The sequence below is a fragment of the Natrialba aegyptia DSM 13077 genome (assembly GCF_000337535.1).
In the GTDB taxonomy this organism is placed as follows: Archaea; Halobacteriota; Halobacteria; order Halobacteriales; family Natrialbaceae; genus Natrialba; species Natrialba aegyptia.
Genome location: NZ_AOIP01000056.1, coordinates 1 through 22,693, shown reverse-complemented (window position 1 = coordinate 22,693; position 22,693 = coordinate 1). Strand labels below are relative to the sequence as shown.

The window sequence follows — 22,693 nt, the reverse complement described above, 5'->3', positions numbered from 1 at the left end:
TTTATTAAAAAATCAGTGGGGTGAATTTTACTTGATCTGGACCAGGTGAGGAGCCTTATTCACGGCGTCTTCATCTGGTACAGCGAACTCAATCTCATCGTCGTCCGATTCGTCCTCGACATCGAAGTCGACGTCAATTTCTTCTGTACTCATACTGCATCTCACAAAACATATTGGCATTACTTAATTCTAATGGTCATAAGATATCTACATATCTAGAGATGGATTCTAATGGTTATGATCATCAAGCTACTTATCCAAGTAGAATATTCATTGTGACGATGGTTGAAATTCGACCTGCGTACAACGAGGATATTAAGGATATACAACAACTTTTGGTGGCCTCATGGCGACATGGGTACGATGGAATCATACCTGAAGAGAAATTACGCAACCTGACCACTGATCCAACCGAGTTCTATCCTGAAGAGCGATTTGATAAGAAGCGGACTGACTCAGAACTCATTTACTTGGTAGGAGCTATTGAGGGAAAAGTGGTTGGCATTGTGAACGTCTGCTCGGGAAGCCACAACACGCAGGAGTTTGTCCCAGATAATGCCGTACAGATTCGATCATTATACGTCCATCCAGATGTGTGGCGAGACGGTGTCGGAACACAACTCGTTACGAATAGTCTCCAACACGTTGATGGCTACCCAACGGTAGTCGTTGAATGTCTCGAGATGAATTGCCGCGGTCGAAAGTTCTACTCATCTCTAGAATTCAAAGAGTATGATAGCCGGACAATCGATCTCTATGGTCAGTCGCTTAATACTGTAATACTATATCAACAGCTAGATGAGTAGTTGGTTGCTCTCTGGAAGAGTCTCAAGGAAAGATGCCAACGGTGAAACCACCTGAGTTACAACCTCTATGCTACCAGCCTATCAGGCTCTGGATAAATAATCAACTCACACTTCTTTCACATAGCTCAAACTCGGCTGAATATACGCCAGGTCGTAGTTTCCATACACCATTGTAATCAGTCTTCAAACGCCTCCGTTAACTGTTCCCGCATGTACTCGCGCCGATACTGCCGTCGTTCGGCTCTACATAAGAGCGAGACTTAGTTCACTCCTCGTTGATCAGCATGGTCATACGGTCGTCGCGTACTCGAGATCGTACTGGGCCCGGAGGCCGACCGTGTTCCGCCAAGTAAACTGCGATCGCTAGCCGAGGCAGATTGCGGAATTGAGGTAGTGCAGCAACAGAGCGCGTCCACGATCGCGACGACGAGGAGGCGAGCGAGTAATGTCCTTGTTTAGCCGCCGGACGAGCAAGCGCGTCAAGAAGATCGCGCGTTGTCAGTCCGACCGGTTCGATGCGGAGATCCTCTCGAACAACGTTACGACGAAATTATATAGGACAATACGCTTCACCGGATCGTCGAGACCATCAACGAACTGGAAGAGCTACAGTCCGAGCAGTACGACACATCAAACGAGGAGAACGAGTGCTGCAGCTACAGGCAGAAGCCTCTCACCAAGGAGCCTCATACAAGATGATTGTCAGAGTATAATTAAAAAGCCTTCAGTATCAACCAAATATGGTTGATTCCAAGTTCCGAAGATAGCGCTCTTTATTCGGCTCTTCAAACTCCTTCCTCGCAGCAGATAGATGATAATCGAATAGCTTGTCTATATCCTCTTTACTCACGTCAGTTACTCTGTCCAGATCTTCGATTTCCTCTGGCTCGTGGGCATGATTTGAGGCATGGGCGATCAGTCTATGGAGATGTTTTCGGAACGAGTTTTGCTTGCTTTTCACATCTTGATGGTTCTGGTCGACCAACTCATGTAGATAGAGTAGCGATATCATCGGGAAGTGGCATACCGCTCCAAACTCTGAGTCGAATCTGAACCCTCTTTCCTCTAATCTCTGCTTCAGCGTCTTCAAATTCGAGAGTTTCACCTGAGGTGAAAAGATGATAAACCCAGCTAACCCGCCAAATTCATCGGCATCAGATTCACGCTGGAAAGTATCCAAATGGTTCTTTATCTTATGGTGCTCTCCAGATAGCTTTGTCTCACCATTCTCCCAATTGTCAACAAATTTCGCATCCCACACGTAGATATTCTCGCTATCTTTCCAGCTCAGTGTTAAAGCACCGTCCGGGACCTCTACACCGCTCACATCCTCTTCGTACAAGACTGAGGTAAACAGTATCTCCTTCAATACTGCCTGTACGATTCGTTCATAGTCATCATCAGTCAGGTCCTCCTTCTTACGTTTATATAGATCAATTCCAGCATCCGCTTTCTGCTTAACAGATCTGCTGGGGAACTTGTCAATAGAGTCTTCCAGGACAGGCTTCAGCAAATCAGAACTCCTCTCTGAATCCACCAACTCCCCGAAGGTGATATACGGAATATCATCTTTTTCCAACCGCTTCTTGTGGCGGATTGAGTTTCCTGTAAGGAATAGAGCTACAGGCTCGTTATAGACGAACATACAATCAACGACATCCTTAGAGACATCGTCAAAGAGCAGCGGCATCAAAATACGTTCACCGTTATACTCTACGTTAAGAATCGGCTCAACATCTGTAGTTATGTAGTGACGAGACTTCGTTCTACACCTCGGAACCCCATTCAACGATTTTGTAGAGTTACGAACGTAGTCCCGTATCCTGCTCTCATCAAATCCTAATCTGTAGACTGGTTCACCGTTTTTCTGCGAGAGATCAACGTGCCTATCGCAGCCCGGGCAGTTCGTATCCTCTGTCTCCTCTTCAACCTCAAAGCTGGCACCACAGTCATTACTGTGGACAAATTGATAATCATCGTCATTAGGATCCACACACTGATACCTAACAGATTCCTCAATATACACCTCACCACCGGTCAATTCATCGTCTACAAGTTCCTTGACTTCTTTAAGCTCTAACCGATTCAGCTCTCTGTTAGGAATTAACAGACTATCTAGGTCCGTCATCGTTTCTCGTAGATAACAGGGATGTCAAGAAGTTCCTCCGCCTGCTCTTCAAAATCACGTCTCTCAGTGTCGCTCAGTCCCTGAGCACCATACTTAACGATCCAACCACCATCGTCAGACCCACTCCCGGCTGGTTCAGGATACAGATTGTATGTTTTACCGTCATACCTCACATCAAACCTCTCAACATTCCCAATCGATTCTGTGAGGTCATATCCCTCTTCACGAAGTTGTTCAATCGCCATCGAGATATCTGACTCCCCCCGGATCTCGACAGTTGGACTCCCATGCAGAGGCGAATTTTTGTTCTTAAGTCCTCTCAGAGTCATTTCAGAAGGAGAATCGCCTTCGGTACTATCCAGTGTTGAAATCGCACCAGAGACATCATTGCTATCGGTAGAGGGAGGATCCATCTCTATATCAAAATCCTGATCTGACTTCCCCAATCCGCTTCGAGCCCGTGAAGCAATTTTCCCAGAGTTAGCCATAACCTCCAAACGTCCGTCTCTAGTACGAAGTGTAACGAGTTCTGCTGGCGCTTCTTCAAGATTCTCCTCCACTTGTTGCTCTACATCGTCACCGATCTCTCTTGAGATCGCCACATAGTGTTCCCCCTCATGCTCAAAGTCATGCCAAATATCAATATCTCTATCTTCAAACTGTTCCATGTGGTCCCTGATCTCCCCTGCTTCATCAACTATCTTGTCCGCCTTGTCGCTGTTCCCGATAGTTGCTTGCGTACTTGGAGTCTGACCGTGGCAATGGTCTAAGACAATGATATCTTTCAATAGATTGTAGTCTATGAAGTGGAGGAGAGCTGCCCTCGCAACTTGGTCAGGGCTTTCAGAAATATCGTCGTACAGATCTTCATAATCAGTGCCGTCAACTAGGCTCTCACACCTGTCAAAACAGGATTTTATCGTGCTTGGACTGGTGATACAGTATTTGCTAAAGTAGACGACAGCATACAAATCATATTTCAGTTTTTCATTCTTATCCAGAATTTTCTCTAAAGCATCTTCCTTTTTGCTGATCTTTTCATCTATGTCCAGATATTCATAATAGCATAGTAGAGTCAGTTTCTTCACGCCAGGAGTTCTCTCAAAGTCGTCCTCCAGTTCTGAATCGTAGATAGAGTCCCATTTGTTCTTGATTTTCCCGTATGGGACTATCAGTTCCTTCCAATCGTCCTCTGATATCGGAAGACTAGATTTGGATGCGGTTTGTTGACTCATTACCGGAGAAGATGTAGCCTTCCCTATTAAATTCAAGGTGATAGTATCTCCATCTTCTAATTCTTGATATCTAACTTAATGACATACAATAACAACGTATGATAAGGGAAGAGGAAGCATGCAAATTGGCAGGTGATCACGCCTTTTGAAGAAGGATCTGTAGAGAAATCAGTTGTATCAGACGCTCCACGATTGACGATATCTGTATCCGCTCTGTAATTCAGCTTCAGCAGCGTTCTCACGTAGAACATTTCCAAAATACGCTTTTAAAACTGAGTCAAGAGAGAAAGAAGTGGATTACCGGTCGCCTTCCTCTAAGATGGTTTCACGATTCATCGAGTACGAGCCAAGCGCCCACTCACCGTCCTCAATATTCGGTGTCCCGTCTTCACCAAACCCCCGCCATACCTCATCCAGTACAGGTTCAAGATCCGCTATGACCTCCTCACTTCCTATCTGCAGTGTAGCGTACTCCGTCGTATATCGATCTGTCTCGAGTGTCGCCGGAGTATAGCCGATTGCCCGTTGACGGCTGTTCGGAACGTTGAGCTGGACACCGTTAGCATCAAGGAAAGAAAGCCATGCAAAAGCGGTACCGGAGAAACCCATCTCGGAAAGTTTCTCCATTGTACTCCTTGCTGCTAACACGACATGAGCGTCGAGGCCTATACCGATGGATGACTGGATATGGCCCTGAATCCATGTTTCTTCACGCTTCTGTATGAAAGCGGAGGCAGAAGCAGATTCGTAGAGGCCGTCGTTCCTTAGTACGGCGTAGGAGCCTTGTTCATCGACTGTGCCGTTATTTCCGTAGGCGATCGTGTACTTACCCTTGGTCTCGCCGTACGTCGTAAGATTTTCAAATAGAACGGAGGGATCGGGAATGCTTCTGGAACTGGTCCTGCTCTTCGACAGTATTCCATTCGGGATGATATGGAGGACGACTGCAGGGCCTTCCGCCATGTCACTGGCATAACCTTCCCGAGCCTGGATTGCGTCCAGCTGATCTTTGCATAGTTCTTCGATCTCCTTGACGTGGTCACTGTCTTTCTGCAGGTTGATGTCGAAGAAATCCTCGGCCAATCCCTGAGTGTTCCGCCTGAGCTCTCCCAGAATCTCTTTTCTGTGATGGATTTTCAGGGTCCAGTTGTACTCCTCCCTGATCTCGTCCTCCATATCCAGCTCCTGGCTACCACCGACATCCTGGTTCGTAACAAAGACCAGCAGGTCGTAGTCTTCGCCTCGGTCTTCCTCCAGGTCTGCTACTTTCTCTGCGTCACTCCGAAGTTTTCGTTTCCATCTTTTCTGGACGCTTGCGTGGGCAATACCTGTTCTCCCGCCGAGTTCGATCTGTGCATCCCATCCTCCGTCAGGTCCGGATCCTCCGCTTTCGTGGACGTCATATCCTTCCTCGCGTAGAAACGCCATCGCAAAATCCTCGAAAGCATGGCCATCGATGTTCTCCAAAGCGAACTCCAGTTCGTCCATACCCGGTTGATTCGTTCCTTTTCACATAGGTATTTGTTTCTGAGCAGGAAGGGTTCCTCCCTTGTATAGAGATATCCCGAAAGATTCCTAACCTATCTGTATACCAACTACCGTATTATGGTGCCGCCCAGAATAGTCGATGACTCTTTTAGACGACTCTTCGATAAATCAGCAGAAATAATCCATGGAGAAGAGGAATTTGAGAAGGCGCATGAAACCCTGGAGAAGCATTTCAGTCATCTCGATAACGGCAACAGCCGTGCTGTATACGAAGTTCCTCCTAAGGTTGTAGACGGGGATCAACGCCTTGTGGTTAAATTCGCACTTCCGAATCCCGGGAAATCAGGGACAGAGGATGCCCTATACCCGTTGAATATACCGAAGGGTGGATGGCAAATTGGCACGAGGTTATTTTGTCGGATTTCGAGCCACTAACTGAATTGCTTGTCCCAGTGGTCGACCATCATGAAGATAGCCTCTGGATCGTTATGCCCTATGCCGAGACATTACCACAGTCTCAGGAAGTCACTGCGGGGCTTGCACCTCTAACTGATCAAATTGAGGACGCGGATATAGAGTTTGTAAGTCATGGAGGTAGAACTGGACAGCCAGAGATCTATCAGATCAATGCTTGGGGACAGTATAATGGCGAGTATCGGCTCAGAGATTACGGCGGTATTGTAGTATCTGACAGTGGATTTCTTGAACAGCTACCGTATCCATTATCTGAACCTCGGATTTGAATACTACATTCCTCGCATTGCTGTGTTCATGACTTTGTTCCCCGCTCTGACGATGACTAAGGCGGCGAAGAATACGACTCCATATTCACTCAGAAATTGCTCTAAGATGAAACTGAGTTGTGGTATTTCTCCCAGCATTCAGAATACGCCGAGATAGGCTCCGAACATAGCGATCGTGACAAAGGCCTCGAAGACGAGCAGATACGTGATTTGGTTGTCCAGGAAATCAGTCCAGTTCATGATACTTGTTTGATGAATAGTATTTTAAACCGGAGGACTCCGGCAAAGAGGTAGGTAGTTGTTCTGGTAACACCTTTGCCCGTACTGAGCGATTGGTAGTATAGAAACTACCACAGGTTAGGATTCCACCAGAGTCACTCTACGGATTCGTGAGGGCCCGTACATCGGACTGCGTGACGAGCACACGAAACTCTCCGACCGAGAATCTAATCTCGAGGTCATCGTTCGCCGAGTCCACGAGTTGCTCGAGTGCTTCGACGTCGATCACCTGTTGTAGTTGGTACTCGTCACGATCGAGTCCCGCCGTTTCGAGCGCGTCGACGATTTCGAAGAGGAGGTGCCGATTACTCATCTGTGATCCCCTCGTCGACGACACCAATAATCTCCGCAGCGGTCGAACTGATCCGCTCGAGTCGGTCGAGGACGACCTCCGACTCTTCACCCTGCCACGCAGCAAGGTAGAACGCCGACCCACTCGTGTCCAGCCCGAAATACCGACCGACAATGTACCCCACGGCTTCGGCTTCGAGTTCGCGTTTCGAGCGTTCAGTCTTGTCGTCGACGTCACCGTGCAAGAGTGCATGGGCATACTCGTGGACGGTCGTTACGGCAAGGTCGGCACTGTTCTCTCGATCGCGAACCTTGATTAGTGGTCGCTCCACAGGAGAGCGGTACTGACACACGCCTCTGGCATCACCGTGAGGCCACTCCGCTGGAGAAACGACCTCAACTTCCATGTCAAGCATCGGTGCCCCCTTGAGGAGCGCTAGCACCAGTTCGTCGGCCTCCCCGGTCGCCTCCGTTTCGAGTTCGGGAAGTGACTCTCCCTTCGTCTGAGAAATATCGAAGACTGGCGCTGGCCGAAAGCCGACAAGTCCTTTCGACCACTCCTCGGGTGGTGTATCGTCGTATTCACAATCACTTCGCTCGTGGTACGACGGTGAGTTCTCACACTCGGGACACTGCTTGGCGATGATCGGCGCCCAGATCCAGATCGCACTCTCGCCTTCTTTGACATGCCGATCGAACTCGGTCTGCCACGTTCGATAGCCGGCAACCCGTATTGCGGTCGGACATTGAAGATTGATCAACAGTGTATTTCGATGTGAGTAATTGTGGAAGCGACTCTGGACGTCTAACCATTCTTTGAACTGGTCGCTTGAAGCGGCGGTCTCGACTTCGTCAACGAGGTCTTCAGCCCACGCTTCGATCGTCCGATGCATCTCGTCATGTCGGGTGTCCGAATCGTCGAACGATTCCCGATTGCTGCTGCTCGTAGCCATGTTCGATCAGTGCTTCCCGAGATGAACTCGAGAAGACCTCACCCCCCTTGGGGTCTCAAAAAACACGCCGGCAGCGAGCAGTTACAAGATCTTTCACTGAGAGACCTATATTGGGGCTTCCAACGCTACAGAAAACGCTAGCGAGTCAGGAGACAACCCCATTCAGCGTAGTTGTGCCGTCGACAGCGAATTTTCCCATGTTGATAGGGTGTCATAGAACAGTTCCCACATCCTCTCTCTGTGACTACCCGACAAACGGTAAGTACAGGACAAGGAGTTATCATCATCGCTCGATTAGATGACTACCGATGGATTGGGAACGGGTGAAGAAGGAACTACGAGATGCGGGCTATGCTGGGTTCGAGTTCAATAGCGGAAAAACCGCTGTACCGGGGCTCTCTGGAGAGTGGTTGATTGGTAAGGTTTCACGGGAGGGAGAACTGAAAAATGACAACCAGTCGCTCTTGATACGTATTTGCGATTACCTACCGGGTAGTGCTGCTGTGAATGCTAACCCGGAAAATGCCCCGGAAAGTATACAGAACATCGCTGAAAGACACGGGTTACACGTCGTGATAGTCAGCGTTTCTAACGATAAAGTGCGTATTGCACTTTGTGACCCCTCAGACCATGATTTGTCCTCCTAACGGCGTGTTCGCAAGTGTAGTGAACGGATAGTTCACCCCTGATTGGGTGAAAAGAACGCCATGCAGATAGTTCTATGATACTTCCATGCTGAATCAAGAGACAGATTCTTCGTATACCTGGATAATTGAGTCGGTCCTTGTTTCATTGGTTCTCATGTAGACAATCTCAAAAGGAACTTGAAGCCACCTCAGGAACGCAAAAACCTTCGAAGGTGAGTAGGAGGATTCTCCATAATAGTGATATATGCACGCTAAAAAGGAGATATAGAATGGCTTCTGAACGACTCCGGAGTATCGTTCCAATGTTTGGTGGAGCGACGAACTATGCTGAAACACTCGATGCAATTATCGAATACGTCAATTCTCAACAGCCAACGACGGATGAACTCGTCGGCTGGCATCGAGGGAGATTTGAGCGAGTCTCGAGTCAGGATTCGATCTTGAGACGGTGTAATTATCTCCAGAACGTTGGCTTTCTTGCGGTTCAGGCTAACGAATGGACGACTGGTTCAGAAGGAGAACGCTATCTTGCGAACCAATCGACCGAAACCTTACTCGAAATCATGTGTCGACGGAATCTCGGGCTTCGGAGCCTGCTCTATGCGTTGTCTGTCGGACCAATGTCGATTGAAGAAGTTGGTCGTCAGCAGCTTGAGACACATCCGGAGCTGGGTTGGAATCCGGCTAATGACGACATGGCCCTCCAGCGTATCAATTGGCTTCGGAGTTTTGGTCTCGTTACCACAGCTGGTGAGCAATACGCACTAACGTCTGACGGCTACCACTTCATCGATGAAGCTGTTGAAACGTGGGCTGGGTCCACGACAGTTGATGACGCAGTCACAGCAGATCCGATGACAGCCGGAACGTATGAGACAACGGTCGAGGCCAGATCAATTGATCCGGAATTTAGGGCGATAGCACTTTCACAGTTCGATCAGACCTGTCCAGTATCTGGTGTCGACTATCCGGCCCTATTAGATGTTGCTCACATCCTTCCGTGGACCGCATATCCAGAGTCTCGTGCTGACCTTCGGAACGTTCTCCCACTGAGCAAGACACATCACGCTGCCTTTGATCGTGGTTTCTTTACTATCGATGAAGAATACTGTCTCCGAGTGAATCCAGATTTCGAGACCGACAGTCCGCTACTTCAAGAGACAATTTATGATCAACAGGGAGAGCGACTTCCGTTGCCAGATAAGGCGATTGACCCTGAGTATCTTCAGAGATACAATGCAACGCTCGAGTGGGTTTAATTCTTCTTTCTTCGGAGTATTTCCGATATTATTGTCTTGGCTGATCCCATCTCACTGATCTCTAGATAAACAAGGTGAGTTACCCGGAGTCAACCCTTGAGGAAGGTACTCTCACGCGCAACGGTCCCATTCGATATTCGTACACATGAACTTGATACGGAAATCGTTATATGTAGTATAACGCGTTATGTGTAGTAGAATAGATGAACGTTGAAGTGCGACTACCGCTGCCAGAGGAGCAGATATTCAGGTATGAGGCAATGGACGATATTCTCGAAATCGTTGCCCAAAACCCGTCCGCTGAATTCGGAAACCGAGATTTGCAGGAGCTCACTGGATTCGGCGGCCCGAGTGTCTCGAAGGCGCTCTCGCTGCTTGAGATGTTGGGACTAGTTATCAGACGTGACGTCGGAAACAAGACACTCTATCGGATCAATGAGCGACGACTACACGGGGCTGATGACCCGTTCCTCGAGATCCCACAAGCGGAATTCCGAGAGCCACTCCAGCAATTCTCGGACCGGATCAGTGAGGAACTCCCATCAGTTGCGGGAATCATCTGCTTCGGAAGCGTAGCGCGTGGAGAAGCCGACCGTGTGAGCGACCTTGATGTCTTCGTACTCGTCGATGATGACAGCGAACTGGTGACCGCACGGCGAACCGTCTCTGACATCGCGCGTAAGCTTGAGGAGAAACCCATCGACGGTCAGCGGTACGAGTTCGAGGTTTTCGTCGAGTCACCCGAAAGTGCTCGCAGGCGGGGAGAGGACCTCCGTCTGATCTTCCAGGAAGGAATCGTTCTTGAGGAGAGTGAGACGCTTTGGCAGGTAAAACATGATCTCTTCGGGGGTGTCGTCGAGTGACCTCGAAAGAACTCGAGACAGCGCTCGGTGACGCGGAAGACGCGTTCCAGCGAAAGCCTGAAAACCCTGAAGTGGGACTTGAGTATATCTCTGACCCGGCTGTCCTTCAGCTGCGGAAGTCGTGTCGGCTCCTCGACGCCGCGAGCTTCCTCCTCGATCGCAACGGCCATTTCACAGTTATCATTGAAGCCTGCTTCGTCTCCATCGAACGCTCAATCCAATTCTATGTTGAGAAGAAAGGATACGATGTTGCTGGCCAACGTCACACCGAGGTCTACGAGTTGGGGGTGCGGGCAGGCCTCTTCTCACAGGACATCGCTGACCGACTTGAAGAACTCTGGATCGAGAATCGGTCAGAGTCTTACTACCGGACGGGTATCGCCGGCGAGTATCGCGCTCAAACGATCTACCAGCTCGCCGTGCAGCTTCACGAAGAGATCGTTCAGTTGACTCAGACTCGAGACTGTCTCTGCAAGTGAGGACGTTACTGGACCAGCGATGAAGGCAGAACAAGTTCTGGGCACTCATGCTCATAGCTGTTATCCAATTCAGCGCTTCTTGACTTCAAGAGGATCGCCACCTTTCTCAGTGGATCTCAAAACATACTACCAGCGAGCCGCTGTCACATATTAGTCAGCAGATGTTGGCGCCTCCGTTTTGATTGGCGCGTCATCTGGTGTTCCGCTCTTATTCAAGAGATACTCTGGGTAGGAATCGTACGCTGTACCGATCAGCAATGGTTCGACTTCTGCCAGCGTTGCAGGAGTTCCGTATGGACTGATATCCTCCTCGCTATCCCATGCATGGACCCAGAGATACGTCTGCTGAGACAACGTTCGCAAGTTAGAGTCGAAGAGAGCCTCTACCCAGTGGTGTTTGCGCTCATCTTCTCCGGTAAGCGCTAGCGAGAGTTCACCGATATGCCAGTAGTTTCCGTCGCCCCACCGTGCAAAGCTTCGTGTTGCATCCCGTTCATGGGCGATCTCTGTGAAGTTAGAACTGAGCTCCCGCTTCTTTCCGTACGCTTCTGCCTTCCCAATGTATCGAGGTACAATATCTGCGGCTGTTGCTGTCTCTGCTGGTTTCTCAAGCTGATACAGTATGTATAGTAATCCGTCGTAGCCATCTTCACGGATGCCATCGCTATCGACGCATTTCCGGCCTTCACGACGGATTCGTGCATCAATCTCGGTAGCACGCTTGAGTATCCCGTCATCGTTCATTCGGACCTGCAAGTCAGCGGTCACGTCAAAGAGCGGAATCGGATCCAATTGGTCCTCACTACGAACATCAGCTAGCATGTATTCTGTTGCCCACTCGTTCCAGCACGCAGACTTTGTGAGAGGACGATTTTCTGTCTCCGTGTTATGGTGTGACTGCGCTGACCGGGAAACGATTTCGTCTGCTACCCATTCTGGCCCAGCTTGTCCGATTTCGTGTAGGATCCGATTCGGGATGAACTCGCGATTGGCAAAAACCCGCTCGTACTGGGACTGATCATGAACCAATCCAACGAGCTTCGCTTCGAGTTCCTGCCGGTACGTTTCGTATCCGTACGGGCCGTACTCGAGATCGTCAACGTCGATGATCCACACGTACAATGGGCTGTCTGCAAGGTCCGAGATGGCTGCAATCTGATCGTACTTGGAGAAGCTCCCCCATTGGCCGTCGTCTTCCCACTCTGTGATGGGAAGTGCATCGCGAATCTTTCGAGAGTGTTGTCCGATCCGCGAGCTGATATCGTTCGATTCACCCACGTACACCGGGACTACGTTCTGAACGTCTGTGGTCGGCCCGTCCAAGAGATAGATCAGATAGAGGTAGTCACCGTCGTTCTTTCCCCACTTGTAGCTCCCCAGGGCACTGCTTGTCTCGAGTCCGTTGTCAGTAGATTCGAAAAGCGGGACTGGATCTGGTGTTTCATCAGAATGGAGATCTCGAAAGAGCGTACTCTCGAGCCACGACTCCCACACTGCTGCTTTGCTCGTCGAATCATCTGAATATTGCTCTTGATCGCTCATATCTGCCGATTGTACCACTTCAGTCGCTCTCCAATCAATAGCCCATCCACCGGGATCTGCACTGTAACGTCGTGGTCCTCAAGCAACGGAAGCAATTCCTCGTAGTACGCCTTCCCCGCATGGAATACGAGTGTGACATCGGACTTGAGCAGATCTGCTGCTTTCAGCTCCTTGTACATTGTCTGGGATCACTCTCGCTTTTGCGCTACTCGCGCACCGGTCAGCGTCTCGTCGTATGGTTCAATCGGTGGGCCGTCTGGTTCGAGCAGATGGTGCTTTGCCGAAAGAATATACCAGTTGTCGTGCTGTTGCTTACAATATTGTTGTACGTTGCTGAATAAGGTTGACGGAGAGTAGAGTTTTGCTGGTGGTGCTGTCTGCTCGAGTTTCGTCTTTGTGCAGCTAACCAATCCGATTTCAGTCATGAAAATACATTTTCACCCAATCTGTTAATTAGTCAACGATCTATAGACTGAGTGGTAAAGTTCATTTGTAATCGGTGACTGAGGAACAGGATTGAGTGATCCGATACAGAAGTTTACGGAAGTGCGAGGAGAAGGCCACGCCCTCCAGGGCGGGGGGATGTCAAGTTGTTCTACCGGTTGCCAGTCCATCGATCACGTACAAAACACAACCATGTGACCGGTCTGGCTAGTCTTAGCCCAATCACGAATGGAACGGGGTCTCACGTTATAGTTACCGATGGCACGCAAGACCCCATGTTAGTGCTAGAACTTCCGTGAGTTAGTCTTATCGATGTTAGAAAAACTCACAAGTAGCTAGTCATAAGAAATAGTATATAATATTCCAGTAATACAAGTTCAGTAATCCTAGGAGACGGTCCCACAACTATGGAACACATCCGGTTCAACAAGGCTCCTCTCGCTGCTTCTCTTGACCTGTTCGTGTTGATTCTACTGAAACTGTAGGAACTTGCGTGCAGTCACCGCGACCACTCCTCAGAACGGTCACAGTCCGAACGAAATAGATTGGGAGGATCCTATACAAATACGATTTCTGTGTTTACTTTTTCTTGATATCGGATCGACGGCTTATCGGGGATATCCTTAAGCGGACAACGATGGAGAATCCAGTACGAAGACGCGATGACCGACATCATCGATCCACGGCCGCCGCTCCCAGAGTGGATTCTGGATGCCTACGATGTCATTTGTGCCCACGGAACCGATCCTGGGAATCACGAAGGCGCACAGTCGGTTCCTCGGGAGCAGGCACGTGAGATTCTTCTCAGTGCTGATGAACTCGCGCTCGAACCTGGCGATGCGGATCATGCACTTACTCGCCTTCTCGAACGGGGTTACTTCTATGCAGTCGACGACGAACTCCGTGTGACGACACCAGAACACTGAGCTGTGATTTTTAATCGCTATATTCAGTACTTATGTGAATCCACAGGCTATCTTTCAATAGATAGTCTTATCTAGCAATCTATTCTAGATCAGGTATGTACGATCTTACCGGCTTTCAGCGAGATTTGCTGTACGCAATCGCCGGACAGGATGACCCACACGGACTCGCAATCAAGGATGAACTCGAAGCATACTATGAGGGAGAGATTCATCACGGCCGTCTCTATCCGAACCTCGATACACTCGTCGACAAGGGCCTCGTCGAGAAAGGGAAAGAAGATCGCCGAACGAACTTCTACGCAGTGACGCGTCGCGGAACTCGTGAGATTGAGGCCCGACGTGAGTGGGAAAATCAGTATGTCAATCCCGACAATAGCTAGGACCAACGTCTTTACGTTCTCGTAGCATTGCTCTCCGAGCCCGCGACGTACTGGACGCGTGGCCTCAAGAAATACTGTGTCTTTGACGTGTAGTTCTGACCGTCAATGACGAATTATATGGGATCCGATTTTGTGGTCATGTGTAAGATATGTGCATTGAAGCGAAACCCCTATTCACCTGTGTGCAGAATATGCACATGAGATGAGTGAAAGTGACGACCCCCGACGAGTTCACTTTCAGTCACCGGAGTACCTCGTCGACCGGCTCGACGCGATTGCTGATCTCTTCGACAAAGATCGGACCGATCTTCTCGTGAACGCTATCCGCGAGTACATCGAGGAGACAGCAGAGAGCGAAACGTTTCAGGAATTGGTCGCCACCAAGTACTACGACGATCAATTGGAGTTCGACACGGTCAAACAGTTGGTTGGCGCTGAAACCGCTCAGCGACTCCGCCTCCTCAAAGCAGATCTCCACAGCGAGCCACTTGACCTCGCTGCTCCTGATGATATCGACATCTATGAGGAGTATACCGAAACAGCCGACCCTGAGAATACGTCGGGCAATGTCGACGACCGATGAGCGGCCAGCTCCAACTGCAGACAGTAGTCGCTGATACAAGTGCCCTCGTGAGCCTCGGCGTTCCTCGCGCTGATGCGGGCTACGATAGCGACTCCAACCCGGATCCACTCCAGTATCTGCTGACGTCGTGTACTGTCTCCGTCCCGCCCGAAGTCATCTTAGAGCTCCGTGATATTGCCCAGTACCAGGATATCCATGGGGCGGCAGCCACTAATGTACTCGCCGCGCAGAATCACTTCACTGTCGAGGACCCCTATAAGCAGGCGGAGACGCCAGATTCCCGACCGACATTCGGCTTGGACGACGGTGAAACAGACGGTATCGTCCTCGCGAATGCACTTGATGTCGACGGTGTTCTCACTGACGAGTTCGGCGGAACGAACTTTGCGCTCGTTCATGCAGCCCTTCGCGGCCCCCGTATCGTTCCAACACCTCGACTCATCTGTGACTACGCTCGGAATGATCACATGACCACCGAGAAGGCACAAGCACTCATCACAACGATTAGTCCCCATCGAAGTTGGGAGAATAGTCCGTACGTTACCCAATTGCTCGCCCAGTTGGAGTGATGAATCCTGCGCTCACCAACTGTTCCATGAATTCATCGAGAACAGAGTGAGGATTTTGCACCATCCAGAGGGTGTCATAGAACGAGTAGCACACCAAAGAGCAAGGTGAACGCTGAGGTGGATGAGACGTACAACCATCGTACTGGAGTCGAACGAACCAACGAATCAGTGAAGGACTGCAGCCTCGGGCGAACGCACGCCTGAGGCCGCGTTCATGCGCGAGTACAAGTCTTCCTCGCGCTATGCCTTCGTCCCGTCGTCCCAATCTTCAAGAGGCCGACGCCTTCTCTGATGTTTCAACGTGCTACCTTCCGACATTCGGAGGGACCATCCGCAAGAATTCGATCGCTGAACCAATTCGAAGGGGTATGCGGACTCTGGCCGATATCAAGCCATTCAATAGGAAGGAAATGGGCGTCTATGTGACACCTAGTCTGGTGATCGGCGAGTCGCTCTCGCTCGAGCGGGTGATTGACCATGTCGAGGAACCGGCGGCGATAGACGACCGAATCGAGACCGACAGCGGACAGTCTGGAAACTCACTCGCCGAGGCCAAGACGGTCGCTGGTCTAGAAGGTCAACACGCCGAGGAACTTGAGGCTGCCAAGCGCGAACGGATACGCTGACTGCCTCCCGCAGGCTACAAAGAGCGCGGCGACGAGAAACCAACGACGCCACGTTACTACGGCGGTGTGATCCGATAAACGTATGCGGTTACCTCTATCATCTGTGAATGTTGTCAACCTGTAATATTATCTGGTGAAATGGGTATCAATCTTCGCCGAAAAGTTCTCAACACGCTCGTTCCAATTTCAATACGTCTACTGCTCCGTGTCCATGTTCGAGACAACGTTCAGCGTTCTTCAGGAATCGCCGCTTGCAATCGTTCCGCTCGCCATTATCGTTTGGTTCATCGCGCGAACCGTCCTCTGGAGCGGCGTCCTTTCGTGGGTCGCACGCTGGGTTTTCGTGTTGGGCGTGATTCCGCCGTTCGGCCTTTTTCTCTTCGCCGAACTCCTCGGCAGTGGATTGGTTCGTGACCTCGCACGGGCGCTCCTCGACGGCGAGGTTCGACTCACAATTCGGGTGCTCACAGGGATTGACTCCCTGATTTCCGCGGTGCTTCGGGCGTTCGTGCAGTTCGTCGCCGGTCTCGTTCCGACCGACCTGCTTGCCAGTTTCATGTCGGCGCTCCCGTCGTGGAACCCGTTCGAAGTACTGTCAACCGTGGGATTCCTCTTCGCAGTGTTCGTCGTCCACTTTGTCACGGGTGTTGTCGTAATTCGACTCACGCAACGGGAAGACAGTTTGTCCGTCGCGGACACGTGGTTAACCGTCAGCGGACTGGTGCTGTTCGTTTCCGGTATGGTGTGGACGCTCCTGCAGTCCAACTCGCTGGAGTTCGGTCGATTCGAACTACAAATTGCCGTGCTGGCGTCCTCGATGGGGCTGATTTCCGGCGTCGCCGCGTCAAATCTCTTCGTCGATTTCCCGACGGGGTGGGCGGACAACTTGAAGGACGGTCCCGAGGGGTCGGATACGCCGCAGGACGAGACAACATCGCGTTCGGAAACCCGAGCGACCGACACTCCGGAACGATCACCTTCCCAGACGTCCGAGCCAATGCCGGGTCAGGAGACTGATATCTCACGATTCATCACTGGGCTGCACCGACTACAGGGCGCTATTCGGTCCATCTTTCGGCGATAGTTCGACGTGTCGATCAAGATGTCGTTCCATTGTTATGCGTCTCGGCAACGCCAGCTGACTCCACTCATTGATGAGCCTGTCCAAGATCACCTTGTTTTCCCGTATATGTTTAGCGTCGGAGCCGATCGTAGACGGATCTCGGAATCGTTTCCTGATACCGACTGTATTGCTGCGTAAGAATGGCGCTGGCGGGCGAAATACAGACGGATAGAGAGGGTCTATCGTTCCTCAGCGTAGTCGATAGTATCCTCCCATGCTTCTGTCGTATCGTCGGCCTCTTCAACGATCTCGTGGAGTGTCTCTAGTTCGTCATCAGCGAATGTGTGTCGTCCGTTTTCAGCATGCAAGACTACCATCTGGTCGTCAGTTGGTTGACCTTCACTATCGGTAGGAACGTCGTCGACGGCAGTGGTCGCTGCGTACTCCGTGAAGACATCAACGGTTCTATCACTGTGAACAATCCCCACACATCACAGTATGGAAACACCAGATACGCTCCGGGGAGTGACGTGTCTTCGCGGAAGAGGTTATTGAGCGCCTCACTACTGATCGTTTTTTGGAGCGGTGGAAGTTCCGCGGGATCCTCGCCAATCACCTTGGCTACAGTGAACACTACCTGAGTTGACAAACTAGCGTTACGTTGAGCCATCCTCAGCAACTACACGATTGGTGGTTAAATAACCAACATGAGAACGCTAGGCACTCGACCCACCCCATCAGTTGACGTCAGTCTTTGAAGGAGAAGGAGATTTGTAAATAACGCGCCGGGGGAGTTTGCACACAACATCAGCGTTTCGGACAGCACTCCGAAACCGTGCGTATTTTGGGTTTGATGGATGACCGATGGCGAAGAAGATGTTTGCATCGACAAAGACATCCTGATCAGAAGAATTGGTCGAAAACCGCACCAAGTACGCCAACAAGATCCATGGACTCCTCTCCTATCATGGTATCACGAAGGATGTGGAACCTCTCAACGTGGAGGGGCGAGAGTTCCTGCAGGAACTCTCGCTCCCAGCACCGTGGGACACGTTGTTGGAGTCATATCTCGAAATAATCGAGACGCTTAGCGAAGAAATTCGAGAGCTTGATGCGGAGATTGAAACGTACGCTGGATCTCTGAAGGAGAACCAGCTCCTGATGACCATTCCTGGTGTAAGCTACTATACGGCGCTGACGATTTACGCAGAGCTGGGTGAGATCGACCGATTTGACGGTGATAAAGAGGTCGTCAGTTATGTCAAATTGAACCCGGTGATCCGCGAGTCAGGCGACTCGCGGATCGAAGGCAGTATCTCGAAACGTGGATCAAGCCGGGTCCGGTGGCTGCTCGTCCAGGCAGCTCATACCGCAGTGCATGCCTCTAACGACGAGTATCTAACCCGCTTCTACGAGCGGCTAGCAAGCCGGAAGAACTCACAGAAAACAATCGTGGCAACAGCTTGGAAGATGTTGGTGTCGATCTACCACATGCTTGACCGAGGTGAAGTATATGATCCACCAGATGTGAGTGCGTAGCCGAGAGATCTGAGGGCCGCCGAATGGACGGCCCTCAGTGGCCGGCTGAGGCCCTCCGTGAGCGACTGCTATCACCAACAGCAACTTCACCACAACGACCGCACAGCAGAAGATACCGACCGCCTGCCGGCTGTAAAGGGTAACAAACACCAGTATGCCCCAATCATTTTATCGTCAGCGGTGGTTTGGTCGGCCAGCAGCGTTTCCATAGGTGCACGAGCCGTCTGGTCATGCTGCGATGGACACGACGTTTTTCGACCGCGAAAACGCCAGCAAACACTACTGCCGACGGACGAATTACCGCGTTCAGACGCTCAAAACAACCGCTCTCGTCGATACTGAGTCACAAGCTATCCTCGACGTTCACTGTACAACTGAGAAACGGCACGACACACAGATCGGCTGGCAACTCGCCCGCCGCAACGCGGGTGAGTTGCACAGCCTCGCTGCCGACAAAGGCTACGACTGGCAACGATTACGTGATAAACTCCGGGAAGAGGACGTAAGACCGCTGATCAAGCATCGAGAGTTTCGTCCCATCGATCACGCGCATAACGCGCGGATCGGTGGAACTCTCTACGGCCAGAGAGCGCTGTCTGAGACTGTCTTCTCCGTGATCAAGCGCACGCTCGGCGACGCCGTGCGTGCGCTAAGTTGGTACCGTGAGTTCCGTGAAATCGTCCTGATGTGTATCGTCTACAATATCAAGCGTGCTGTGAGCTAGGCAAATCCAACACCGTATGGCGATTCACCACGGCCCCAAGCTTTCGACACATCCACGCTAGCCGTCTGAGCGATGCCATATCGCCAGACGGCGTCCATTTCCCGGTTAATCTGGCGGAATATTACAGTGAGACCGTCTGAGACTGTCGTCACTCGGCGGCAAAACAAGGCATCCCTCCAACCGAATTTATTATGCCACCCGCCCACCAAAAAATATATGGGTACTATAGTTGGAGTTCTTTCTATAGCAAGAATGAATGACGGAATAGAGATAATTAAATATATGAGTAGTTCACAGAGTAGGGTGCGGATTTTAAACAAATTAGACTCTACGGAGGCTGATCTCAGAGAACTGGTCAGGAAACCTGATATACCTAGATCGACTCTTCAACGAAATCTCAACACGCTAGTTCAACGTAGTTGGATCAAAGAAACAGAGCACGGATACAAAATTACGCCGACTGGTAGACTGCTTATTCAAGAATTCACAGAAACTGCTGAAAAAGTAGAAACCATCGATCAAATATCATCATTCCTCCAGAATATAACATCATGGGATACGATCGATCTAGGCGCCTTCGATAATCCAGAAGTTTCAGTACCAGAACCGGACAAGCCATACTGTCTCGTAAACGAGTTGCTTGAACGGTTAAAATCGTCCTCAGAGATTCACGGGTTTTTGTCGATCATGTCTCCCTTCCTCTACAGTCATCTGCAGAGCATTCATGACACGAACGATTACAGCGGTAGTTACATAGTGTCGACAGAAGCGATCGACATCCAAAACTACAGTAACTTTGAGGACATCAACGAGTATCTGCAGTCATTAGGGAATGGTCAATTAGAAGTATTAGGGTATGAGGACCAACTCCCGTTCAGCCTTTTCATATTAGATAACGAAGAAGTAATCTTCACAGCCAATGACGAGTTCGGTCGAATTGAGGTCCTCATCAGGGAAACCGGTATAGAGTTAGTTCAATGGGGAAAAGCGACGTATGAGGAGTACAGGAGACGATCTACTGGCCCACTGTAGCCTTGGGTTCGGTCTCGCAAACTACCGACAGTACCAACAGCTCCTGGGGAGCAACAGTCATTGGTAGAACTATACAATCTTCGCAAAACGATTGCTCCCGTACTCGTTTAGAGTAACACGATCTGGATCGTTGTATCAGAGAACTTGGGACACAATCCGAAGAAATCGGTCTTCGATACGGATACACAGTCCCGCGAACTCCATGACAAGACCTCTGGCGGCGTACACCAGTGTGAACCCGAACAAAGATGCGCCAATTGCGCCAACGATGTCGATCGGATAGTGGACGCCGACGTAGACGCGACTAATGCCGACTAGCGAGGCGAGTACTAATGCTACGAGTCCGGTTCGCCGCCGGTCCTGTAGGTACAACAACGGCCACACGAAGGCGAATACGACTGTCGTGTGCTGGCTCGGAAAGGAATTCTCTGGTGCTTCGGTCAACAGCGTGTCGTACCCGACCATGTACGGTGCGGGGTGGCTATAGAGTTGCCCCATCGCGTACGAGATGGCGACGCTTATGACGATCGTGGTGAAAATGAACACCGATCTCATCTTTCCGTCTTCGGTCGTGAACCGGGATAACGTGAGCGGCATTCCGAACTCGAAGTTCGTTCGGCTCCCTTCGGAAGCGAACCAGAGATAAAGGAGCGTGAGGGGGACTAGATAGACAAGGTGTTCGGCTGCAAATATCATTACCACATTAAGGTCTGGGTTTCCGACGTGGGTCGTGAAGATATCCTCGTAATGCCGTGCGAGGTCAACCGACATTAGTGATGTCATGCGATCGTAGATCCTTCACAACCGCTATTAAAAACAGGACATCGTTTTTAACAAATATATCATGTGCGTCCCATCTGCTCGTCGCAGTAGCGTACGGGGTCCGGTGAGAATGTAGCGCTGTATTCGCCGGTCTCAACGCTCAATGACGCGATAGGACGCTACAGGGCTCTCTATAGAAGCCGAAAATCGATATTATCGGTTTGTTCGCCCTGTGTCTGTCGCCCTTGTCGCGGTCCGTGACTTAGCCCCTCTGACAAATCCGACACGCGGAGTAAGTAGCCTTCGAAGCCACTATATTTCGGAGGTTGTTAACAGGAATTCTTCGGAGATTTATTTTTCAATATATTAAAACTGAATTAATGAGAAAAACGTTCTATATAGAGATGGTGGGTTCCGAACTGTTCAGTGGCGACACGCGTTTTATCGGTCAACACACAGCCAAAGAGTTTCTCCCACACGACTACAACGTCACTCTCCTGACAGGGATCGGCAGGAAACTCCCTTCGCGGATGATATCCGAGTCGATCACGTACAGGGTGACCGCAACGAACGCCCGGGCCTCGAACGAGAGATCGAGGCGACTGCTCCGGTCGTCGTCGACTTCGTGGCACGGATCCCGGAACACGTACGGGTCGCCACCGGCGTGTTCAGAGTGACAGACGCGTACGTCTACGTCTTGTCAGGGAATGCCAATCTGGAGATGCGCGTCTCACCCCTGAGTATCCCACTTTGAGAGGACGAAACGCCGTTGCACGATTCCACACCACTGTCGAAAACGATTGAACAAACCATCGAGGAGCATCGAGAGAGGTACTGTGACAGGCACGAACACGGTCCTCCACGGGAACGCACGAAAACAGTAACCGACTGTCTCCAGTAGCCGGGGAGCGAAAACGATCACGAGATGGGTGAGGTCACCGCGTGATCACACCGCCGATGATACCCGCTCTACAGCGGTGACGAGACAGAGTCACTCGAGTCGCTGTGTTCACTGTTCGCCGCGAACCGGTCTTCGACGACCGCATCGCAGGTGCATTGCTTTCGACGTCACGTGACGACAATTGGATCCAACAGGATTCTGTGATGCACGGTTTGGCCACCAAACCACGGGATTCCGAGCATGCAAGATAGAAAGCAGATGCCCACTCTCTGGGCATTAACTACATTGTAACTGACTGTTCAACAATTAAGGTAAAGTGTCCACTCTGTCAATTACCTGTTGATGAGGGCGTCATAGAACAGTTACCATACCAGAGAGCAGGGTGAACACTGAGGTAGATGTGTTCAGCGACCCTGCGAGATGCTCCTTCG

Annotated in this window: 23 protein-coding genes and 4 pseudogenes; 16 read left to right on the top strand and 11 right to left on the bottom strand. The window is 50.6% G+C overall.

All coding sequences use genetic code 11. The features are described 5' to 3' along the window. Nucleotides 1–27: 27 nt before the first annotated feature. The gene (locus tag C480_RS24620; protein WP_275040291.1) at nucleotides 28–153 is read right to left on the bottom strand and encodes a hypothetical protein; all 126 of its coding nucleotides are present in this window, start codon (nucleotides 151–153) and stop codon (nucleotides 28–30) included. Between the two features lie 128 nt (nucleotides 154–281). Between C480_RS24620 and C480_RS22565 the strand changes: the two genes are divergently transcribed. Next, nucleotides 282–806: a GNAT family N-acetyltransferase gene (locus tag C480_RS22565; protein ID WP_161607026.1), complete on the top strand. Its 525-nt coding sequence runs from the start codon at nucleotides 282–284 to the stop codon at nucleotides 804–806. A gap of 730 nt (nucleotides 807–1,536) precedes the next feature. Here C480_RS22565 and C480_RS19470 read toward each other — a convergent pair. The 3 genes from C480_RS19470 to C480_RS19455 form a co-directional block, all read right to left on the bottom strand. After that, nucleotides 1,537–2,934, bottom strand: a complete 1,398-nt coding sequence (locus C480_RS19470; RefSeq protein ID WP_152424113.1) for a hypothetical protein — start codon at nucleotides 2,932–2,934, stop codon at nucleotides 1,537–1,539. Next, nucleotides 2,931–4,169 (bottom strand): hypothetical protein, encoded by a 1,239-nt coding sequence (locus C480_RS19460; RefSeq protein WP_006667360.1) that lies wholly within the window; start codon nucleotides 4,167–4,169, stop codon nucleotides 2,931–2,933. The genes C480_RS19470 and C480_RS19460 overlap by 4 nt, the downstream gene beginning before the upstream one ends. A 297-nt stretch (nucleotides 4,170–4,466) precedes the next feature. After that, nucleotides 4,467–5,657: a restriction endonuclease gene (locus tag C480_RS19455; RefSeq protein ID WP_006667359.1), complete on the bottom strand. Its 1,191-nt coding sequence runs from the start codon at nucleotides 5,655–5,657 to the stop codon at nucleotides 4,467–4,469. A 389-nt stretch (nucleotides 5,658–6,046) separates the two neighbouring features. On the opposite strand from C480_RS19455, the gene C480_RS24355 reads away from it, so the two are divergent. Further along, on the top strand, nucleotides 6,047–6,400 hold the full coding sequence (locus tag C480_RS24355) for a hypothetical protein (protein WP_241433882.1): 354 nt from the start codon (nucleotides 6,047–6,049) through the stop codon (nucleotides 6,398–6,400). 379 nt (nucleotides 6,401–6,779) lie between these two features. On the opposite strand, the gene C480_RS19450 is transcribed toward C480_RS24355, so the two are convergent. Further along, nucleotides 6,780–6,992 carry a HalOD1 output domain-containing protein gene (locus tag C480_RS19450; protein WP_006667358.1) on the bottom strand — a complete coding sequence of 71 codons (213 nt, stop codon included), beginning with the start codon at nucleotides 6,990–6,992 and terminating at the stop codon, nucleotides 6,780–6,782. Then, nucleotides 6,985–7,923 (bottom strand): ArdC-like ssDNA-binding domain-containing protein, encoded by a 939-nt coding sequence (locus C480_RS19445; RefSeq protein WP_006667357.1) that lies wholly within the window; start codon nucleotides 7,921–7,923, stop codon nucleotides 6,985–6,987. The genes C480_RS19450 and C480_RS19445 overlap by 8 nt, the downstream gene beginning before the upstream one ends. A gap of 308 nt (nucleotides 7,924–8,231) precedes the next feature. Here C480_RS19445 and C480_RS22555 point away from each other — a divergent pair, with 308 nt between their 5' ends. The 4 genes from C480_RS22555 (at nucleotide 8,232) to C480_RS19430 (ending at nucleotide 11,171) form a co-directional block, all read left to right on the top strand. After that, the gene (locus C480_RS22555) at nucleotides 8,232–8,570 is read left to right on the top strand and encodes a hypothetical protein (protein ID WP_083873427.1); all 339 of its coding nucleotides are present in this window, start codon (nucleotides 8,232–8,234) and stop codon (nucleotides 8,568–8,570) included. A 269-nt stretch (nucleotides 8,571–8,839) separates the two neighbouring features. Beyond that, nucleotides 8,840–9,829, top strand: coding sequence for an HNH endonuclease (locus tag C480_RS19440; RefSeq protein ID WP_193787816.1), 990 nt, complete (start codon nucleotides 8,840–8,842; stop codon nucleotides 9,827–9,829). A gap of 203 nt (nucleotides 9,830–10,032) precedes the next feature. After that, a complete protein-coding gene (locus C480_RS19435) occupies nucleotides 10,033–10,692 on the top strand; it encodes a nucleotidyltransferase domain-containing protein (RefSeq protein WP_006667355.1) in 660 nt (219 codons plus the stop codon). Then, the gene (locus tag C480_RS19430; protein ID WP_006667354.1) at nucleotides 10,689–11,171 is read left to right on the top strand and encodes a hypothetical protein; all 483 of its coding nucleotides are present in this window, start codon (nucleotides 10,689–10,691) and stop codon (nucleotides 11,169–11,171) included. The genes C480_RS19435 and C480_RS19430 overlap by 4 nt, the downstream gene beginning before the upstream one ends. Nucleotides 11,172–11,321: 150 nt before the next feature. On the opposite strand, the gene C480_RS19425 is transcribed toward C480_RS19430, so the two are convergent. Continuing rightward, nucleotides 11,322–12,713 (bottom strand): GIY-YIG nuclease family protein, encoded by a 1,392-nt coding sequence (locus C480_RS19425; protein WP_006667353.1) that lies wholly within the window; start codon nucleotides 12,711–12,713, stop codon nucleotides 11,322–11,324. After that, nucleotides 12,710–13,138: pseudogene (locus C480_RS24685) on the bottom strand (DUF6884 domain-containing protein). Before C480_RS24685 ends, C480_RS19425 begins: the two are co-directional and overlap by 4 nt. Before the next feature lie 681 nt (nucleotides 13,139–13,819). On the opposite strand from C480_RS24685, the gene C480_RS19415 reads away from it, so the two are divergent. The 7 genes and pseudogenes from C480_RS19415 to C480_RS19390 all read left to right on the top strand — a co-directional run bounded on the left by C480_RS19415 (nucleotide 13,820) and on the right by C480_RS19390 (nucleotide 17,325). Next, nucleotides 13,820–14,083 carry a hypothetical protein gene (locus C480_RS19415; RefSeq protein ID WP_006667351.1) on the top strand — a complete coding sequence of 88 codons (264 nt, stop codon included), beginning with the start codon at nucleotides 13,820–13,822 and terminating at the stop codon, nucleotides 14,081–14,083. Nucleotides 14,084–14,178: 95 nt separating this feature from the next. Continuing rightward, nucleotides 14,179–14,463 (top strand): PadR family transcriptional regulator, encoded by a 285-nt coding sequence (locus C480_RS19410; protein ID WP_006667350.1) that lies wholly within the window; start codon nucleotides 14,179–14,181, stop codon nucleotides 14,461–14,463. Nucleotides 14,464–14,665: 202 nt separating this feature from the next. Continuing rightward, entirely contained in the window at nucleotides 14,666–15,046 is a 381-nt protein-coding gene (locus C480_RS19405; RefSeq protein WP_006667349.1) for a hypothetical protein, read from the top strand. Continuing rightward, the gene (locus C480_RS19400) at nucleotides 15,043–15,615 is read left to right on the top strand and encodes a hypothetical protein (RefSeq protein ID WP_006667348.1); all 573 of its coding nucleotides are present in this window, start codon (nucleotides 15,043–15,045) and stop codon (nucleotides 15,613–15,615) included. The genes C480_RS19405 and C480_RS19400 overlap by 4 nt, the downstream gene beginning before the upstream one ends. Nucleotides 15,616–15,732: 117 nt before the next feature. Beyond that, nucleotides 15,733–16,041: pseudogene (locus C480_RS24825) on the top strand (hypothetical protein); the annotation flags it as partial. After that, nucleotides 15,984–16,241: a hypothetical protein gene (locus tag C480_RS19395; RefSeq protein WP_006667347.1), complete on the top strand. Its 258-nt coding sequence runs from the start codon at nucleotides 15,984–15,986 to the stop codon at nucleotides 16,239–16,241. The pseudogene C480_RS24825 and the gene C480_RS19395, both read left to right, overlap by 58 nt. A 211-nt stretch (nucleotides 16,242–16,452) precedes the next feature. Then, nucleotides 16,453–17,325 carry a hypothetical protein gene (locus tag C480_RS19390; RefSeq protein WP_006667346.1) on the top strand — a complete coding sequence of 291 codons (873 nt, stop codon included), beginning with the start codon at nucleotides 16,453–16,455 and terminating at the stop codon, nucleotides 17,323–17,325. A 349-nt stretch (nucleotides 17,326–17,674) separates the two neighbouring features. Here the strand turns inward: C480_RS19390 and C480_RS19385 are convergent, their stop codons facing one another. Continuing rightward, nucleotides 17,675–17,974, bottom strand: coding sequence for a HalOD1 output domain-containing protein (locus C480_RS19385; protein WP_241433881.1), 300 nt, complete (start codon nucleotides 17,972–17,974; stop codon nucleotides 17,675–17,677). A gap of 236 nt (nucleotides 17,975–18,210) precedes the next feature. Here C480_RS19385 and C480_RS19380 point away from each other — a divergent pair. The 3 genes and pseudogenes from C480_RS19380 to C480_RS23275 form a co-directional block, all read left to right on the top strand. Next, nucleotides 18,211–18,843 (top strand): annotated as a pseudogene (locus C480_RS19380) (IS110 family RNA-guided transposase); the annotation flags it as partial. A 211-nt stretch (nucleotides 18,844–19,054) separates the two neighbouring features. Further along, nucleotides 19,055–19,567 (top strand): annotated as a pseudogene (locus C480_RS19375) (IS5 family transposase); the annotation flags it as partial. A 216-nt stretch (nucleotides 19,568–19,783) separates the two neighbouring features. Next, nucleotides 19,784–20,599 carry a helix-turn-helix transcriptional regulator gene (locus C480_RS23275; protein ID WP_152424110.1) on the top strand — a complete coding sequence of 272 codons (816 nt, stop codon included), beginning with the start codon at nucleotides 19,784–19,786 and terminating at the stop codon, nucleotides 20,597–20,599. Between the two features lie 135 nt (nucleotides 20,600–20,734). On the opposite strand, the gene C480_RS19365 is transcribed toward C480_RS23275, so the two are convergent. Both C480_RS19365 and C480_RS23555 read right to left on the bottom strand, forming a co-directional pair. Further along, complete coding sequence (locus C480_RS19365) at nucleotides 20,735–21,370, bottom strand: undecaprenyl-diphosphatase (protein WP_006667341.1); 636 nt, start codon at nucleotides 21,368–21,370, stop codon at nucleotides 20,735–20,737. Between the two features lie 472 nt (nucleotides 21,371–21,842). Next, nucleotides 21,843–22,007: a hypothetical protein gene (locus tag C480_RS23555; protein WP_161607025.1), complete on the bottom strand. Its 165-nt coding sequence runs from the start codon at nucleotides 22,005–22,007 to the stop codon at nucleotides 21,843–21,845. Nucleotides 22,008–22,693: the final 686 nt, after the last annotated feature.

What these genes read in the sequence shown, in the direction of transcription:
- C480_RS22555 (WP_083873427.1), top strand. Translation starts at nt 8,232, where the DNA reads ATGGATTGGGAACGGGTGAAGAAGGAACTACGAGATGCGGGCTATGCT.
- C480_RS19445 (WP_006667357.1), bottom strand. Translation starts at nt 7,923, where the DNA reads ATGGCTACGAGCAGCAGCAATCGGGAATCGTTCGACGATTCGGACACC.
- C480_RS19455 (WP_006667359.1), bottom strand. Translation starts at nt 5,657, where the DNA reads ATGGACGAACTGGAGTTCGCTTTGGAGAACATCGATGGCCATGCTTTC.
- C480_RS22565 (WP_161607026.1), top strand. Translation starts at nt 282, where the DNA reads ATGGTTGAAATTCGACCTGCGTACAACGAGGATATTAAGGATATACAA.
- C480_RS19450 (WP_006667358.1), bottom strand. Translation starts at nt 6,992, where the DNA reads ATGAGTAATCGGCACCTCCTCTTCGAAATCGTCGACGCGCTCGAAACG.
- C480_RS19385 (WP_241433881.1), bottom strand. Translation starts at nt 17,974, where the DNA reads ATGGCTCAACGTAACGCTAGTTTGTCAACTCAGGTAGTGTTCACTGTA.
- C480_RS19365 (WP_006667341.1), bottom strand. Translation starts at nt 21,370, where the DNA reads ATGTCGGTTGACCTCGCACGGCATTACGAGGATATCTTCACGACCCAC.
- C480_RS19440 (WP_193787816.1), top strand. Translation starts at nt 8,840, where the DNA reads ATGGCTTCTGAACGACTCCGGAGTATCGTTCCAATGTTTGGTGGAGCG.
- C480_RS19470 (WP_152424113.1), bottom strand. Translation starts at nt 2,934, where the DNA reads ATGACGGACCTAGATAGTCTGTTAATTCCTAACAGAGAGCTGAATCGG.
- C480_RS19405 (WP_006667349.1), top strand. Translation starts at nt 14,666, where the DNA reads ATGAGTGAAAGTGACGACCCCCGACGAGTTCACTTTCAGTCACCGGAG.
- C480_RS19400 (WP_006667348.1), top strand. Translation starts at nt 15,043, where the DNA reads ATGAGCGGCCAGCTCCAACTGCAGACAGTAGTCGCTGATACAAGTGCC.
- C480_RS24620 (WP_275040291.1), bottom strand. Translation starts at nt 153, where the DNA reads ATGAGTACAGAAGAAATTGACGTCGACTTCGATGTCGAGGACGAATCG.
- C480_RS19425 (WP_006667353.1), bottom strand. Translation starts at nt 12,713, where the DNA reads ATGAGCGATCAAGAGCAATATTCAGATGATTCGACGAGCAAAGCAGCA.
- C480_RS19390 (WP_006667346.1), top strand. Translation starts at nt 16,453, where the DNA reads ATGTTCGAGACAACGTTCAGCGTTCTTCAGGAATCGCCGCTTGCAATC.
- C480_RS19415 (WP_006667351.1), top strand. Translation starts at nt 13,820, where the DNA reads ATGACCGACATCATCGATCCACGGCCGCCGCTCCCAGAGTGGATTCTG.
- C480_RS19395 (WP_006667347.1), top strand. Translation starts at nt 15,984, where the DNA reads ATGCGGACTCTGGCCGATATCAAGCCATTCAATAGGAAGGAAATGGGC.
- C480_RS19435 (WP_006667355.1), top strand. Translation starts at nt 10,033, where the DNA reads ATGAACGTTGAAGTGCGACTACCGCTGCCAGAGGAGCAGATATTCAGG.
- C480_RS19460 (WP_006667360.1), bottom strand. Translation starts at nt 4,169, where the DNA reads ATGAGTCAACAAACCGCATCCAAATCTAGTCTTCCGATATCAGAGGAC.
- C480_RS23275 (WP_152424110.1), top strand. Translation starts at nt 19,784, where the DNA reads ATGGGTACTATAGTTGGAGTTCTTTCTATAGCAAGAATGAATGACGGA.
- C480_RS24355 (WP_241433882.1), top strand. Translation starts at nt 6,047, where the DNA reads ATGGCAAATTGGCACGAGGTTATTTTGTCGGATTTCGAGCCACTAACT.
- C480_RS19410 (WP_006667350.1), top strand. Translation starts at nt 14,179, where the DNA reads ATGTACGATCTTACCGGCTTTCAGCGAGATTTGCTGTACGCAATCGCC.